Origin of the sequence: Stenotrophomonas sp. AS1, from assembly GCF_048957655.1 — a bacterium.
Taxonomy (GTDB): Bacteria; Pseudomonadota; Gammaproteobacteria; order Xanthomonadales; family Xanthomonadaceae; genus Stenotrophomonas; species Stenotrophomonas bentonitica_A.
In genome coordinates, this window is record NZ_JARVXM010000007.1 from 588,921 (window position 1) to 602,711 (window position 13,791).

The 13,791-nt window shown below is 67.1% G+C and carries 14 protein-coding genes and 1 pseudogene; 8 read left to right on the top strand and 7 right to left on the bottom strand.

Annotation, left to right across the window (positions count from 1 at the left end; translation table 11 throughout):
* Nucleotides 1-90: 90 nt before the first annotated feature.
* From PV764_RS14505 to PV764_RS14515, 3 genes are all read left to right on the top strand, one after another.
* Nucleotides 91-2,433, top strand: coding sequence for a GH92 family glycosyl hydrolase (locus PV764_RS14505; RefSeq protein WP_399617862.1), 2,343 nt, complete (start codon nt 91-93; stop codon nt 2,431-2,433).
* A gap of 93 nt (nt 2,434-2,526) precedes the next feature.
* Nucleotides 2,527-2,868: a type II toxin-antitoxin system prevent-host-death family antitoxin gene (locus PV764_RS14510; RefSeq protein ID WP_399617865.1), complete on the top strand. Its 342-nt coding sequence runs from the start codon at nt 2,527-2,529 to the stop codon at nt 2,866-2,868.
* A 3-nt stretch (nt 2,869-2,871) separates the two neighbouring features.
* Nucleotides 2,872-3,495 (top strand): hypothetical protein, encoded by a 624-nt coding sequence (locus PV764_RS14515; protein ID WP_046274099.1) that lies wholly within the window; start codon nt 2,872-2,874, stop codon nt 3,493-3,495.
* Nucleotides 3,496-3,533: 38 nt separating this feature from the next.
* Here PV764_RS14515 and PV764_RS14520 read toward each other — a convergent pair whose 3' ends face one another.
* The 4 genes from PV764_RS14520 to PV764_RS14535 form a co-directional block, all read right to left on the bottom strand.
* Nucleotides 3,534-4,613, bottom strand: a complete 1,080-nt coding sequence (locus PV764_RS14520) for a catalase family protein (RefSeq protein WP_421116936.1) — start codon at nt 4,611-4,613, stop codon at nt 3,534-3,536.
* A 109-nt stretch (nt 4,614-4,722) separates the two neighbouring features.
* Complete coding sequence (locus PV764_RS14525; RefSeq protein ID WP_284129255.1) at nt 4,723-5,220, bottom strand: ferritin-like domain-containing protein; 498 nt, start codon at nt 5,218-5,220, stop codon at nt 4,723-4,725.
* Nucleotides 5,221-5,310: 90 nt separating this feature from the next.
* A complete protein-coding gene (locus tag PV764_RS14530) occupies nt 5,311-5,889 on the bottom strand; it encodes a M23 family metallopeptidase (RefSeq protein ID WP_070474033.1) in 579 nt (192 codons plus the stop codon).
* Nucleotides 5,886-6,506, bottom strand: a complete 621-nt coding sequence (locus tag PV764_RS14535) for a DNA-3-methyladenine glycosylase (protein WP_019184566.1) — start codon at nt 6,504-6,506, stop codon at nt 5,886-5,888. Before PV764_RS14535 ends, PV764_RS14530 begins: the two co-directional genes overlap by 4 nt.
* 181 nt (nt 6,507-6,687) lie before the next feature.
* Between PV764_RS14535 and xth the strand changes: the two are divergent.
* Both xth and PV764_RS14545 read left to right on the top strand, forming a co-directional pair.
* Nucleotides 6,688-7,488: pseudogene (gene xth / locus PV764_RS14540) on the top strand (exodeoxyribonuclease III); the annotation flags it as partial.
* Nucleotides 7,489-7,565: 77 nt separating this feature from the next.
* Nucleotides 7,566-8,363: an AraC family transcriptional regulator gene (locus tag PV764_RS14545; protein WP_046274103.1), complete on the top strand. Its 798-nt coding sequence runs from the start codon at nt 7,566-7,568 to the stop codon at nt 8,361-8,363.
* 10 nt (nt 8,364-8,373) lie between these two features.
* Here PV764_RS14545 and PV764_RS14550 read toward each other — a convergent pair whose 3' ends face one another.
* Complete coding sequence (locus tag PV764_RS14550; RefSeq protein WP_019184563.1) at nt 8,374-9,597, bottom strand: MFS transporter; 1,224 nt, start codon at nt 9,595-9,597, stop codon at nt 8,374-8,376.
* A gap of 237 nt (nt 9,598-9,834) precedes the next feature.
* Between PV764_RS14550 and PV764_RS14555 the strand changes: the two genes are divergently transcribed.
* Nucleotides 9,835-11,229 carry a serine hydrolase domain-containing protein gene (locus PV764_RS14555; protein WP_421116937.1) on the top strand — a complete coding sequence of 465 codons (1,395 nt, stop codon included), beginning with the start codon at nt 9,835-9,837 and terminating at the stop codon, nt 11,227-11,229.
* A gap of 10 nt (nt 11,230-11,239) precedes the next feature.
* Here the strand turns inward: PV764_RS14555 and PV764_RS14560 are convergent, their stop codons facing one another.
* Nucleotides 11,240-11,992: a sulfite exporter TauE/SafE family protein gene (locus PV764_RS14560; RefSeq protein WP_019184560.1), complete on the bottom strand. Its 753-nt coding sequence runs from the start codon at nt 11,990-11,992 to the stop codon at nt 11,240-11,242.
* 9 nt (nt 11,993-12,001) lie between these two features.
* On the bottom strand, nt 12,002-12,949 hold the full coding sequence (gene pip, locus PV764_RS14565) for a prolyl aminopeptidase (RefSeq protein WP_421116949.1): 948 nt from the start codon (nt 12,947-12,949) through the stop codon (nt 12,002-12,004).
* A gap of 80 nt (nt 12,950-13,029) precedes the next feature.
* Here pip and PV764_RS14570 point away from each other — a divergent pair, with 80 nt between their 5' ends.
* Nucleotides 13,030-13,176, top strand: coding sequence for a hypothetical protein (locus PV764_RS14570; RefSeq protein ID WP_157267117.1), 147 nt, complete (start codon nt 13,030-13,032; stop codon nt 13,174-13,176).
* Nucleotides 13,177-13,189: 13 nt separating this feature from the next.
* Nucleotides 13,190-13,791: efflux RND transporter periplasmic adaptor subunit (locus PV764_RS14575; protein WP_421116938.1), on the top strand; the 602-nt coding region annotated here is incomplete at its 3' end.

Below are 13,791 nucleotides of genomic sequence, written 5' to 3' on the forward strand. Positions count from 1 at the left end.
CCGGCGCCGGTAACACCCGCACCGCAACATGTCAGCCCGATCGGCCAGTGCTAGGATCAACCTCACCTGAATCGATCTAAATTCAACGCCATGACAAAAACGGGGACGGTACGGTGGTTGGGGCTCGCGGTAGGGGCGATGTTGGTGGCCGGCACCGCCACGGCGGCACCGGCGAAGGTCGGCGAGCGCGCGTACGCGGCGGTGGATCCGTTCATCGGCACGGCGGGCGAGGGCCATACCTATCCCGGTGCCACGGTGCCGTTCGGTATGGTCCAGCTGAGCCCGGATACCCGCATCCAGCCGCGCGAGAAGGCCTATGGCTGGGCCGCAGGGTATCGACATGACGACACCAGCATCGTCGGCTTCTCGCATACGCACTTCTCCGGCAGCGGCCATTCCGATCTTGGCGATGTGCTGCTGATGCCGGTGCGCACCGATTCCAGCCTGGAGCGGGGCGACCCCGACAAGCCCGGCAGCGGCTACACCTCGCGCTTCCGCCACGAGGACGAGCGCGCCGAGCCGGGCTACTACGCGGTCACCCTGGATGATCCGAAGGTGCGCGCGGAGTTGACCACCAGCACCCGCGTCGGCGTGCACCGCTATACCTACCCGGCCAACCAGCCGGCGCGCGTGCTGCTGGACCTGCGCACCAGCCTCTACGATTACCCCGGCAAGATCCTGTGGTCGCGCCTGCGCGCCCGCGAGGACGGCACCATCACCGGCTTCCGCGAGACCCGCGGCTGGGCGCCGGGCCGACAGCTGTACTTCGCGATGCGTTTCTCCCGGCCGCTGACCGGTCACGAGTTCCACAACACCGAGACCGACATCGCCTACAAGGGCTTCCCGCCGCCGGGGCACCAGAGCCCCGCGCAGCGTGCGCAGATTGAAGGGCGCCAGCTGGTCGGTACCTTTGATTTCGGCAAGCTGGACACGCCGCTGGTGGTGACGGTGGCGATTTCCTCGGTCAGCGAGGCCGGTGCGATCGCCAACCTGGACAGCGAAGTGCCCGGCTTCGATTTCGACCGTGTCCGCGCCGAGGCAAAAACGCAGTGGACGCAGGCGCTGTCGGTGCTGGATATCGACGGCCCCGAGCATGACCGCCGCAGTGCCTACACCGCGCTGTACCACAGCCTGCTCGGGCCGACCGTGTTCATGGACAGCGATGGCCAGTACCGCGGTTCGGACAACGCCGTGCATCGCGCCGAGGGCTACACCAACTATTCGACCTTCTCGCTGTGGGATACCTACCGCGCCCTGCATCCGCTGCTGACCTTGGTGCAGCCGGAAAAGCGCAACAGCGATTTCATCAATTCGCTGCTCGCACACCAGCACAACAGCGCCTACGGGATGCTGCCGGTGTGGGCATTCCACGGCCAGGAAACGTGGTGCATGATCGGCTACCACGCGGTGCCGGTGATCGCCGATGCCTACCTCAAGGGCATCCGCGGTTTCGATGAGAACAAGGCACTGGCCGCCATGGTGGCGACCGCCAACTACGGTCCGTACGACGGCATCGCGCAGTATCGCGAACTGGGCTGGGTGCCGATCGATGAAGAAGGCGAGGCGGCCAGCAAGACGCTGGAATACGCCTTCGACGACTGGACCATCGCGCGCATGGCCAAGGCCATGGGCAATACGAAGGTCGCCGGTGAGTTCGAGAAGCGCGCCACGAACTGGCGCAATGCGTTCGACAAGGACACCGGCTTCATGCGCGCGCGCAAGCGCGATGGCAGCTTCCGCACGCCGTTCGACCCGAGCGCCAGCGGCTACGGCACCGATTACACCGAAGGCAATGCCTGGCAGTACTCCTGGTATGTGCCACACGACGTGGCCGGTCTGGCCGCCGCGCACGGAGGCAGCGACACACTGCTGGCCAGGCTGGACGAGGTGTTCGAGGCAAAGGTCGACCCGTCGATCTTCGAGCACATGGAAGACATCACCGGCCTGATCGGCTGGTATGCGCATGGCAATGAGCCCAGCCACCACGTGGCGTACCTGTATGCCCATGCCGGCCAGCCGTGGCGCACCCAGGCGCGGCTGAAGCAGATCATGGATACCCAGTACGCCGACCGGCCCGATGGCCTGGCGGGCAATGACGACCTCGGCCAGATGTCGGCCTGGTACGTGTTCACTGCACTGGGCTTCTACCCGGTGGCCCCGGGCAGCGGCGAGTACATCATCGGCCGTCCGTTCCTGCCCAGGGCGGCGCTGCACCTGCCCAACGGCAAGACCTTCACCATCGTCACCGAAGGACTGGGCAAGGGCCACGACTACGTCGGCTCGGTCACCCTCAACGGTCAACCGCTGCAGCGCACCTTCCTGCGCCACGACGAGATCCTGGCCGGCGGCGAACTGCGCTTCACGCTGCAGGCCGAGCCGAACAAGGCCTGGCCGGGGCAGGGCGCCGAGCAGCCGTACTCGATGTCCCGCTGACGGGTGACCGCGGCCCCCTTCTAGCCAAAATGGGATTTATGTCCAATTTGGCCAGAAGGGGTATAGTGGGCCCATCCCGTCCTGGAGCGTGCCATGACCCTGCCACTGGATCTGCCCGGCCTTGAGAAGGCCACTGCCTCCTCGGTCAAAACCCGCGGCTGGCCCAGCCTGATGCGGACCGTCCGCGAGAAGCAGGCACTGGTGATCACCAACCACAATCATCCCGAAGCGGTGATCGTGGACATCAAGACCTACCAGGAACTGCTGGCCAAGGCGGTCGGCGGCGACCTCGATGAGCGCATGGGCGAGCTGGAACGCCTGCGCGCCGCGTTCGATACCACCCTGGCCAGCCTCGGCCGCGATGGCGGGCTGGGCAAGGTGCTGGGCCAGCCGATCCGCCGCGGCCGCAAGGTCGCCCTCGGCAGTCCGCTCTGACCGATGGGGCGGATTCTGGTCCTGGCCGGCGTCAATGGCGCCGGCAAAAGTTCGCTGCTGGGCATGTGGCTGGAAGAAGAAGGCCTGACCTGGTTCAACCCGGATACGTTCACCCGCCGCCTGGTGGAGGCCGGCTGGGCGCTGGGGGATGCCAATGCCGCCGCGTGGAACGAGGGCGCGCGCCGCTTGCGGCAGGCCATCGACGAGGGCAGCGACTTCGCCTTCGAAACCACCCTGGGCGGAAACACCATCCCGCGCCTGCTGCGCGAGGCCTGCGACCGTCACCACGTGGCCATCTGGTTCTGTGGCCTGCAGAGCGTCGAGCTGCACATGGCACGCGTCGCGGCCCGGGTCAGCCGTGGCGGGCATGACATCCCCGCCGACAAGATCCGCGCCCGTTACGATTCCTCGCGCGAGAATCTGCTGGCCCTGCTGCCGCACCTGGCCGAGCTGCATGTCTACGACAACAGCGCCCCGGCCGATGCCGACGGCGCCGAACCGCTGCCGGTGCTGCAGTTGGATCGCAACGGGCTGCACTATCCGGCCTCGGCGATCGAGCTGCTGCAGACGCCTGACTGGGCCAAGCCGATCGTGATGCGCGCCATGGAGCTGCACACCCCGGCCTGAGGGTTACTGCAATGGCCTGAGCAGCAGCAGGCTCAGGGTCATCCCACCGGTTCGTGGATCGGACACCCATTGAACCGCGAGCGGAACTGACGCGAAGCGGCCATCACCACGCGACGCGCACGGTTCAAGCCACCGAGCGGGCGATGCTCGGCCAGCGCGTGCCACGGGGCGAACGCCAGTGTGTCCTCGATGCCCGGCGAGCTGGCAGGCTGCCATGCTTCCTGCTGCGCCACGCTCAGGCGCGCAACCGGCAGGAACGGACTGTCCGCTTCCGGCCACGCGACCGACGCATCCTCGATCGGCATGCGCTCCACGTCGCGGCACAGCTGCACCCGCAACTCCCATTCGACCGGATTGGGCAGGTCGGTGAAGAAGGACACCACTGCCTCGCGCTGCGCATCTTCGTCCGAGCCAATCTTGTCGCCGGTCAGCGCAAGCAGCGCCGGTGAGATCGGGGCCAGTGAAAACTTGGCCATGTAGGGACCATAGAGGAAGGGCACCTGACTGAAGAAGGTTTCGCCCAGCGGATGGTGTTGCGGCTCGCCGCCCATGCCTTTCAGCGTGGCACTTTCCCCGCCGACGGCTTCCAGCGCCGCCTCCGCGCCGCGCAGCGTGGCTGAGACCATGCGTTTGGTACGCGGCATCCGCTCGGTAGTGGCGGCCAGCAGCTTGGCCGAACGCAGGAAGCCGGCGACGCCGGGCGTGTTGAACGCCGGACCGTTGACCATCAGGAAATCCTGGGTGTGCTGTTCCTCCGCACCCTCGGCGCGCGGGCCTTCCACGCCGATCACCTTGAGCGCCATCGCGCGCGGGGTGGAGACCGAGTCTGGCAGCTGCTCGGCCGGTGGCGAAGACAGCCGGACCAGTGCGTCGTAGCTGCCCGGCCGCGCGAACAGGCCGTGCCGCAACTCGGCCGGCAACCCGTCCAATACACGTAGCCGGCCCTTCAACAACCCTTGGCCCTTGGCGTGCACCGCACGGTGGGCGTGGCCTTCCTGCTCGGCGACGGTCAGCGCCATGCGCGCGAACACTTCGGTCAGTTCGCGGATATGCGTGGCCTCATCTTCGTCGGCATGCTCGAGCGAGGCGTGGTAAAGAACGGGTGGGGGCAGTGACATGCAGGCTCCTGGTGTGATCAAGGGCGGCGATCAAGCGCGGAAAGCGAAACGCGCTGCGCGGGGAGGCCAGCTCCCCGCACAACGCAATGCCGGAGGAGAAACGGGACGATCAGGCTGCGGCGGCCTTGGCATTGCCGCCGCCGGCCAGGGCCAGCAGGGTCAGCTTCTCGTCCGCGTCTTTTTCTTCCTTGAGCGTTTCCAGCAGCAGCGGCACGGCTGCCTTGTAGCCCAGCTGTTTGGCCAGCGCGGCAATCGTGCCGTAGGAGGCGATTTCGTAATGCTCCACCTTCTGCGCGCCACCAATCAGTGCGGCATCGCGGACCGGGCCCTCCTCGATACTCTCGATTGCCTCTTTGCCTTCCTCGACCAGCCCCTCCATCGCGGCGCATTTGATGCGCTTGAGCCGGATCCCCAGCAGTTCCACCACCTGGTCGATGCGCTCGATCTGGCCCTGCGTCTCTTCTAGGTGCGTCGTGAATGCGGCCGCCAGGTCGGGATTGGAGGCGGCGCGCGCCAGTCGGGGCAGCGCCTTGGTCAGCTGCTTCTCTGCACTGTAGATATCCGAGAGCTCGTGGATGAACAGGTCTTCTGCGGTCTTGATCGCCATGGAGGTACTGCCGTTGGGTTTGAGCATCCGACGCTAGGCGCGGGGGTGTTAGTCCAGCGCGCTTTGTTGTGAAGGCGCTCTGCACGCACCTCAGGGCGCGTCCGGCCAGGCCTTGAGCAGCGGCAGCGGATCGTAGGCACCGTCGGCTCCGTAGATGCCCCAGTGCAGATGCGGCGGGGTGCCTTTGGCATTGCCGGTATCGCCGACGTAGCCCAGGACGGTGCCCTGTTCGATGACATCGCCACGTGCCAGGCCCTCGCGCCAATCATCCAGATGCGCGTAGTAATAGCGCTCGCGCGCAGGCCCCAACACCCAGACCTGGCGCCCGCCCAGGCCGCTTTCACGGATGTCGGCGACGATCCCCGGAGTGGCGCTGCGCACCTCGGTGCCGCGCTTGGCGAAAATGTCCACGCCGGCATGCGTGCGGTCGCGTCCACGCGGTGCGCCGAACGTGTCGGCGACCTGGCGTGCGGCCACGCCCGCCACGGGGACGGGCAGCGCGGTCGGTGCAGGCATCTGTGACAGGCGCCAGAGTGCCCGCGGTGATTCCGCGATGGGGCTGTTCCAGAGCACGCCGGCCACCACGATGCAGACGACAAGCACGAACAGCCGCAGCAACCCGCGCCGCAGGCGGCGTGCAGGGGAGGCAGCGGGCGGCGAAGCGCTCATGACACCGTCCTCCCGGTCTTCGGTGTACCCCTGCGCCCGGAGACATGCAGGTGCTCGGGCACATGCCAGCGCCATGGAAACTCGATCGCCTTGCTGATCCCGATCCGCGGCCCGACCACCGGTGCGACGGGGGGCGCCATCCCATCGGACACGATGCGGATGCCGCGGTCGTTACGGACCAGATCCGCGCCATCCAGCGCCTTGGTGATGCCCATCGCCTGCGACAGGCGGCCCGGGCCACTGGCCAGGTCGCGCTCGCGCTTGATCGCCGGACGCGCCTCGCGGATCAGCTGCAGCCCCGCCACCGGTTCCAGTGCGCGCAGCAGCACGCCCCAGCCTTGGCCGACGTCCCCACACACCGCGTTCGAGCCCCAGTGCATGCCGTAGCTGAAATAGACGTAGAGATGGCCGGCTTGGCCGAACATCGTGGCGGTGCGCGCGGTCATCCCGCGATAGGAGTGCGCAGCCGGATCCTGGTCACCCGCGTACGCCTCCACCTCCACGATCCGACCGGCGCGACCGTCATCGCGCACCAGCAGTTTGTTCAACAGTTCCGGCGCTACCTCGGCCGGGTGCCGCTGATAGAAACGCCGCGGCAGAACCTTCCACGTCTTCATGACCTTCCGCGCAATGGATGCACCTTGCCAGTGTGGAACCAGCGCTTACTGTGACGCGCCGCGGGTCAATGCGCGATCAACGCGCTGCCATCGTCACGCCACGCTCGCCCCGCATTCGCGGCAGGTTGATCGAAACAGGGCAATCCTCCATGGCAGACACCGCCACCGCCAGCCACGCGCCATGCCCGCCAGAAAGCGCCTGAAAATCGCCACCTTCAACGTCAACGGTGTGCTGACACGGCTGCCCCATCTGCTGACGTGGCTGGCGCGCGAACAGCCCGATATCGTGGCACTGCAGGAGCTCAAGGCCACCCAGGAGGCGTTCCCGGAGGCGGCGATCCGCGAGGCGGGGTACGGCTGCATCTGGCAGGGACAACGATCCTGGAACGGGGTCGCACTGCTTGCGCGCGGCCAGGACCCGATCGAAAGCCGCCGCGGGTTGCCCGGCGACCCGAAAGACGACCAGAGCCGCTATCTGGAAGCGGCCGCGCATGGCGTGATCGTGGCGGGTCTGTATCTGCCCAATGGCAATCCGCAGCCGGGCCCGAAGTTCGATTACAAGCTGAAGTGGATGCAGCGGCTCCACAATCACGCCAAAACGCTGGTCGCATTGCCGCATCCGGTCGCGCTGATCGGCGACTTCAACGTTGTGCCCACGGATGCGGATATCTACGATCCCAAATCGTGGCGTAAGGACGCGCTGCTGCAGCCCGAGGTCCGCCAGGCCTATCAGGCGCTGCTCGACCAGGGCTGGGCCGACAGCCTGCGCGCGGTGCATGGCGATGCACAGATCTTCACGTTCTGGGACTACTTCCGTGAGCACTTCGCCCGCGACCGCGGGCTGCGGATCGACCATCTTCTGCTCAATCCCGTGCTCGCGCCCCGCCTGAAAGATGCGGGGGTGGACCGCTGGGTGCGGGCGCTGGAAAAACCCAGCGACCATGCGCCGACCTGGATCGAGGTCGTGGCGCCGCCCAAGCCCCGATAGCCGCAGCGGGATGTCGAAAACACCGCCGACGCGGTAGAGTCCTCGGGCAGGCCGTTTGCGAGGATATTGCCATGCCATATCGGAGAAAGGACATCGCCCCGGGCGTCGGCGAGGGCAAGCGGCTGCCGGCCGGCCCGGAGACCCCGGTGTTCTGTCGGGCGCGTGAGTATCCCGCCGGCACGATCATCGCGTTGCATCACCATCCGGACCGGCACCAGCTGGTCTACGCCGAATCCGGCGTGCTGGTGGTGCAGGCCGGGGCAGGGCGCTGGGTGGTGCCCAGCACACGCGCGATCTGGATCCCCGCCGGCATGGGCCACAAGGTCAGCTGCATCGGCGCGGTCGGCATGCGCAGCCTGTACATCCTGCCGCAGGCGATCACCCAGCCACCAGCCAGCGCCTCGACGGTCTCGGTCACGCCCTTGCTGGCCGCCCTGATCCATGCGGCGATGGACGTCGCGCCGCCGTATCAAGCCGATTCCCGCGACGGGCGGCTGATGCAGTTGATCCTGGATGAGCTGCAGCTGTTGCCGGTGCTGCCGCTGCATCTGCCGCAGCCGACCGACCCGCGGCTGCGCGCCATTGGGCAGCAGCTGGAATCCACGCCGGACGATCCCTCCACCCTGCAGGACTGGGCGCGCCGGCTGGGCGTGGACGTCAAGACCATCCAGCGCCTGTGCGCACGCGAGCTGGGCATGACCTTCGGGCAATGGCGCCAGCAGGCGCGTCTGCTGCGTGCGCTGGAGCAGCTGGCGCACGGCGAGAAGGTGATCGACGTGGCGCTCTCGCTGGGCTACGCCAGTCCGAGCGCCTTCACTGCGATGTTCAAGAAACGCTTCGGCCAGCTGCCGAGCCAGTTCTTCCATTGAGGCGCGCGGCTCAGCGCATAGTCGTCTTCGGCAGGAACGCTGTCGCCAGCCCCAGCAGCGGCAGATACGAGGTGAAGTGGTAGACCCACACGATGCCGTGCACGTCGGCCAGCTTCCCGAGCCCGGCCGCGCCGATGCCACCGATGCCGAACATCAAACCGAACATCAGGCCCGACACCATGCCGACACGGCCCGGTACCGCTTCCTGCGCGTACACCACCAACGCCGCGAAGGCCGAGGACATCACCAGCCCGACCGCCACCGCCAACACTGCGGTGCCCATCAGGTTGGCGTAGGGCAGGGCGAGCGCGAACGGCGCAACACCGAGGAAGGAGATCCAGATCACCGCCTTGCGCCCGATCCGGTCCCCGACCGGACCACCGATGAAGGTACCCAGCGCGACCGAGGCCAGGAAGATGAAGAGGTACATCTGGCTCTGCTGCACGCTCAGGCCAAAGCGCTCGATCAGGTAGAAGGTGAAGTAGTTGGTGAACGAGGCGATGTAGACGAACTTGGCGAACATCAACACCGCGATCACTGCGATGGCCTGGATCACCTTGCCGCGGCTCAACCCGACGCCGTGGCTCTTGGCAAGGCTCTTCATCTTTGCCTGGCCGTGCTGCACGGTCCAGCCGGTGAGACGGAACAGCACGGTGATGGCCAACGCAGCCGCCAGCATGAACCATGCAATGGCACGCTGCCCGTGCGGGATCACGATCAAGGCCGCCAGCAGCGGCCCGATCGCCGAGCCGGTATTGCCACCGACCTGGAAGGTGGACTGCGCGGTGCCGAAGCGGCCGCCCGAGGCCATGCGCGCCACGCGCGAGGCTTCGGGATGGAAGGTGGCCGAACCGATGCCGACGATCGCCGCAGCAATCAGCAGCATTTCGTAGCTGGTCGCCACCGCCATCAGGGCGATGCCGACGAAGGTGGCGATCATGCCCGACGGCAGCAGGTACGGCAGCGGCCGTTTGTCGGTGTACATGCCCACCCATGGCTGCAACAGCGAGGCGGTGACCTGGTACACCAGGGCGATGATGCCGATCTGGCCGAAGGTGAGCGAAAACTCGCTCTTGAACATCGGATACACCGCCGGCAGCACGGCCTGGATCATGTCGTTGAGCAGGTGCGCGAAGGCAGCAGCGCCGACGATGCGGATCGCGAAACCCTGGTTGGGGGCCGGGGTGATCGGTTCGGTGGGGATGACGGGCGGGGCAGCGGTTTCAGTGGTCATGGGCCGGGATCAGGAGCGGGAGGGTGCCGATGCCTGGGTATCAGCGGCGTTGGCACCCGGAAGCGGAGAGGCGACAAGCGTAGACCGCGGCTCGGGCCCCGTCTCTCGCGATATGGGCGGTGGTCGTCGCAATCAGGGCAGACCCTCTGAAAAGCAAGCGGTACGGCCCAGGTGGTCCCGCGACGCTGCATACTCCCTCCGACTGCCGGACGGCAGCCCAGCGGAAAGGAGGACAGGATGTTGCCGATCAGAACACTCATGGTGGTGCTGCTGTTCTTCAGCACCTCGAGCTGGGCCGGGGTGCCCACCGAACCCGCGCAGGCCGAGCAGATCTTCACTCGCTGGCTGGCGGCCTACAACGCCGGCGACCGCCAGGAACTGCAGGCGGTGCTGTCGACCTACGGGATCGATCACACCGCGCAGCGGTATCTGGACATCCGCGAGACCTTCGGCCCGTTCGACGTGCTGACCAGGACCGTCGACACGCCCGATACCATCGCCGCCATCGTGCGGGGCACATCGAGCGATCGCGGGGTGCTGATCACCGTGGCCATCGATCCTGACAACAGACCCCGGCTCAAGACGCTGCAGCTGGAGGGCACCGAGATACCCGACGCATTCAAACCCGCGCGGCTTGAAATGCCCGCGCTCATCGCGCAGAGCCGCGCGCGATTGGACGGGCTGCAGGCGGACGGCAAACTCTCCGGCAGCTTCCTGCTCGCCAGGGAGGGCGAGGTACTGATGAGCTGGCAGGGTGGGCTGGCTGACCGCGAGCAGGGTATCGCGGTCGATGCGGCCACGAAGTTCAGGCTCGCCTCGTTGAACAAGATGTTTACCGCAGTGGGCATCCTGCAGCTGGCCGAGGCTGGCAGGCTTTCGCTGGACGATACGGTTGCCAGCCACCTGGAGGACTACCCCAACCAGGCGGTAGCCACGGCGGTCACGATCCGCCAGCTGCTCAACCACACCAGCGGCCTGGGCGAGATCTTCGACGACGCATTCGAGACCCGTAAAGCGTCCCTCAAGACACTGCACGACTATTGGGCTGTGTACGGGGATGCAGCGCCTGCTTTCAAGCCGGGCACCCAGGACCAGTACTCCAACTACGGCTACATCCTGCTCGGCTCGATCATCGAGGCGGCCTCCGGGCAGCCCTACGAGGACTACATCGAGCAGCACATCTTTCGCGTGGCGGGCATGACGGCGACGGGCGCCATGCCGGAGGCTGCACGGGTGCCCGGCCGCGCCATTCCCTACACGCTCAGCGACGGGCACTGGGTGCGCGAGACCAGGACCCTGCCGCTGCGAGGCACGTCGGCGGGCGGCGGCTACAGCACCGCCCGGGATCTGCTCCGCTTCGCCGAAGCGCTGCGCGCTGGCAGGCTGATCCCGGCCGCGGCGGTGCAGGCAGCCACCTCGCCGCAGAACACCAAGGGCTGGTACGGCTACGGCTTCATGGTGAGTGGGGAGGACGAGCAGCGCCAGTATGGCCACGAGGGCGGGGCGCCCGGCGCGAATGCCGCGCTCATCGTGCTGCCCAGCCAGGGCTATGTGGTGATCGGGCTGAGCAATGTCGATCCCGACGCGATGGAGAACGTGGTCAACTTCGTCGGCAATCGCCTGCCGCTGTAACCGGCTCGCCTCAGCGCCAGCCCAGCAGTGCCGGCAGCGAAGACGCCAGCAACGCGATCCCGGAAACGGTGAGCAGGCTCAGCACGATCTGGCGGAAGCGCAGATCACTGATGCCGATGTACACACGGGTGCCGAGCAGGGTCGGGATCAACATGGCCGGCGCGACGATGGCGAACATCGGCAGCATGTCACGGGTGACGATGCCCGTCCCCACGTAGGTGCCCATGGTGACCAGCAACATCGACAGGTTGAAGTTCTGCACGACGGAGCGCTGCACATCGCGCTCGTAGCCGCGCAGCGTGCACCACAGCGTCGGCAGCGTGCCGGTGAAGCCACCCAGTCCACCCATGATGCCGCCGGCGAACCCCACCACGCCATCCGCCGCGCGCCCGCCGGCGGTGACCCGGGGCAGCCGGCGTGACAGCAGCATGGCCGGGCACCACAGCACCAGCAGGGTGCCCAGGATCGCCTTGAGCCAGTTCATGTCGAGCAGGGGCAGCAGGTAGACGCCCAGCGGGATGCCGGCCAACCCACCCAGAACGAAAGGCAGCAGGGTCTTCAGGTTGAAGCCGCGGCGCACGGTGAAGGCCGCCAGCAGCTGGCCGGTGAGGGCACCGAACACCGAGAGCGTCGCCGCGAGCCTGGGGTCCAGCACCCAGGCCCAGAAGGACAGCGCCACCAGCCCGAAGGCGAAGCCGGAAAGACCCTGCACAAAGCCGGCGACGATGGCGCCCAGCGCGACAACCAGGTAAATCGAATCCACTGCCGCTCCTTACTGCCTGCCGGCGAAGGCATCGGTGGCGCGCACCAGCGCATCTGCGGTCGCAGGTTCCGTTGCACTGTGGCCCGACACGACCATCTGCAGCGATGCTTCAGGCCAGGCGCAGGCCAGATCCCACGCGCTGCGCGCCGGGCAGATGATGTCGTAGCGGCCCTGCACGATCACCCCCGGCAGGTGCCGGATGCGGTCGATATCCCGCAGCAGCTGCCCAGGTTCGAGGAAGGCGTGGTTGCGGAAGTAGTGCGCCTCTATGCGCGCCTTGGCCAGCGTATGCAGCGGATCATCAGCGGACTCCGCATCCACATCGTGCTCCAGCGTGGCGGCGTGATCCTCCCACCCCAGCCAGGCCTGCGCCGCCGCGATGCGGGTCGCTTCGTCCGGGCCGTCCAGGCGCCGCCAGTAGGCGGCGATCATGTCGCCGCGCTCTTCTTCAGGGATGTATGCCTCGTAGCGCGCCCAGCGCTCCGGGAAGACCCAGCGCGCACCGCCGTCGGCTTCGGCGAACCAGCGGTTCTCCTCGGCGCGGCCGAGGTACACGCCGCGCACGATGACACCGGTCGCGCGTTCCGGATGTGCCTGGGCGTAGGCCAGTGCCAGCGTGGAGCCCCACGATCCCCCGAACACCAGCCAGCGGTCGATACCCAGCAGCTCGCGGATGCTCTCCACGTCCGCGACCAGGTGCTGCGTCGTGTTGTCGCGCAGCTCGCCGAATGGCGTGGAGCGCCCGCTGCCACGCTGGTCGATCAATACGATGCGATAGCGCGCCGGGTCGAAGAAACGACGGTGTACCGGCGAGACGCCGGCACCCGGTCCGCCATGCAGGAACACCACCGGGATGCCGTCCGGAGTGCCGCACTCCTCCACGAACAGGGTGTGCAACTCGTCCACGGGCACGTGATGCGTGCGGAACGGGGTGATCGCGGGATAGAGGCTGCGCATGGAGTGGGTCACTCGAAGAGTCCAACAACAATGATACCGCTGCAGCGTATGCGGATCGGCGTGGCAGGCCTGAGCGACCCATGAATCGCAAGTTCCTGAGCGTGCTCAATGCGACGTCTCGCATGGCATTTCGCCTGCGCTTGCCGTTCCATGCACCGTTGCCTTGGGCAGGCGATGCATCGACGGCGGAGATGCTCCGTTCGACGTTCAGGAGAGCTATTGAATGAAAGGAACCGATGTATGACGAAACATCACTGCCATGCGCTTTGCGCACTGATGCTGCTGATTCTCTCGGGATGCGGCTCGCCCGGTGTGGGGGATCCACGCGAACCGCCAGCGGTCCACTACAGCAGGCTGGATCGCACCAGTGTTTCGCTGACCCGTGAACTGCCGGGCCGGACCAACGCCTTCCTGGTCGCCGAAGTGCGCCCGCAGGTCAACGGCATCGTGGCCAAGCGGCTGTTCACCGAAGGGGGCCTGGTCACCGCGGGGCAGCCGCTGTACCAGCTTGATGACGCCAGCTACCGGGCCCAGGCCAACAGCGCCCGCGCCCAGCTGGCCCGCGCCGAAGCAACCGCCAATGCCGCGCGCCTGAGCGCCAAGCGCATCGGTGAGCTGGCCAAGGTCGAGGCGGTCAGCACCCAGGACAACGAGAATGCGATCGCCGCGCTCAAGCAGGCCGAGGCCGATGTGGGCGCCGCGCGTGCCGCGCTGGATGCGGCCAACGTGACGCTGGGCTATGCCCGCATCACCGCGCCGATCAGTGGCCGCATCGGCAAGTCCTCGGTCACCCAGGGCGCGCTGGTCAGCGCCGGCCAGGCCGAAGCGCTGGCCACCGTGCA

Excerpts from the sequence above, each read along its gene's own strand:
- PV764_RS14545 (WP_046274103.1), top strand. The coding sequence starts at position 7,566 with ATGCCATATCGGAGAAAGGACATCGCCCCGGGCGTCGGCGAGGGCAAG.
- PV764_RS14555 (WP_421116937.1), top strand. The coding sequence starts at position 9,835 with ATGTTGCCGATCAGAACACTCATGGTGGTGCTGCTGTTCTTCAGCACC.
- PV764_RS14530 (WP_070474033.1), bottom strand. The coding sequence starts at position 5,889 with ATGAGCGCTTCGCCGCCCGCTGCCTCCCCTGCACGCCGCCTGCGGCGC.
- PV764_RS14525 (WP_284129255.1), bottom strand. The coding sequence starts at position 5,220 with ATGGCGATCAAGACCGCAGAAGACCTGTTCATCCACGAGCTCTCGGAT.
- PV764_RS14520 (WP_421116936.1), bottom strand. The coding sequence starts at position 4,613 with ATGTCACTGCCCCCACCCGTTCTTTACCACGCCTCGCTCGAGCATGCC.
- PV764_RS14505 (WP_399617862.1), top strand. The coding sequence starts at position 91 with ATGACAAAAACGGGGACGGTACGGTGGTTGGGGCTCGCGGTAGGGGCG.
- PV764_RS14535 (WP_019184566.1), bottom strand. The coding sequence starts at position 6,506 with ATGAAGACGTGGAAGGTTCTGCCGCGGCGTTTCTATCAGCGGCACCCG.
- PV764_RS14515 (WP_046274099.1), top strand. The coding sequence starts at position 2,872 with ATGGGGCGGATTCTGGTCCTGGCCGGCGTCAATGGCGCCGGCAAAAGT.
- PV764_RS14550 (WP_019184563.1), bottom strand. The coding sequence starts at position 9,597 with ATGACCACTGAAACCGCTGCCCCGCCCGTCATCCCCACCGAACCGATC.
- PV764_RS14570 (WP_157267117.1), top strand. The coding sequence starts at position 13,030 with ATGAATCGCAAGTTCCTGAGCGTGCTCAATGCGACGTCTCGCATGGCA.
- pip (WP_421116949.1), bottom strand. The coding sequence starts at position 12,949 with ATGCGCAGCCTCTATCCCGCGATCACCCCGTTCCGCACGCATCACGTG.
- PV764_RS14510 (WP_399617865.1), top strand. The coding sequence starts at position 2,527 with ATGACCCTGCCACTGGATCTGCCCGGCCTTGAGAAGGCCACTGCCTCC.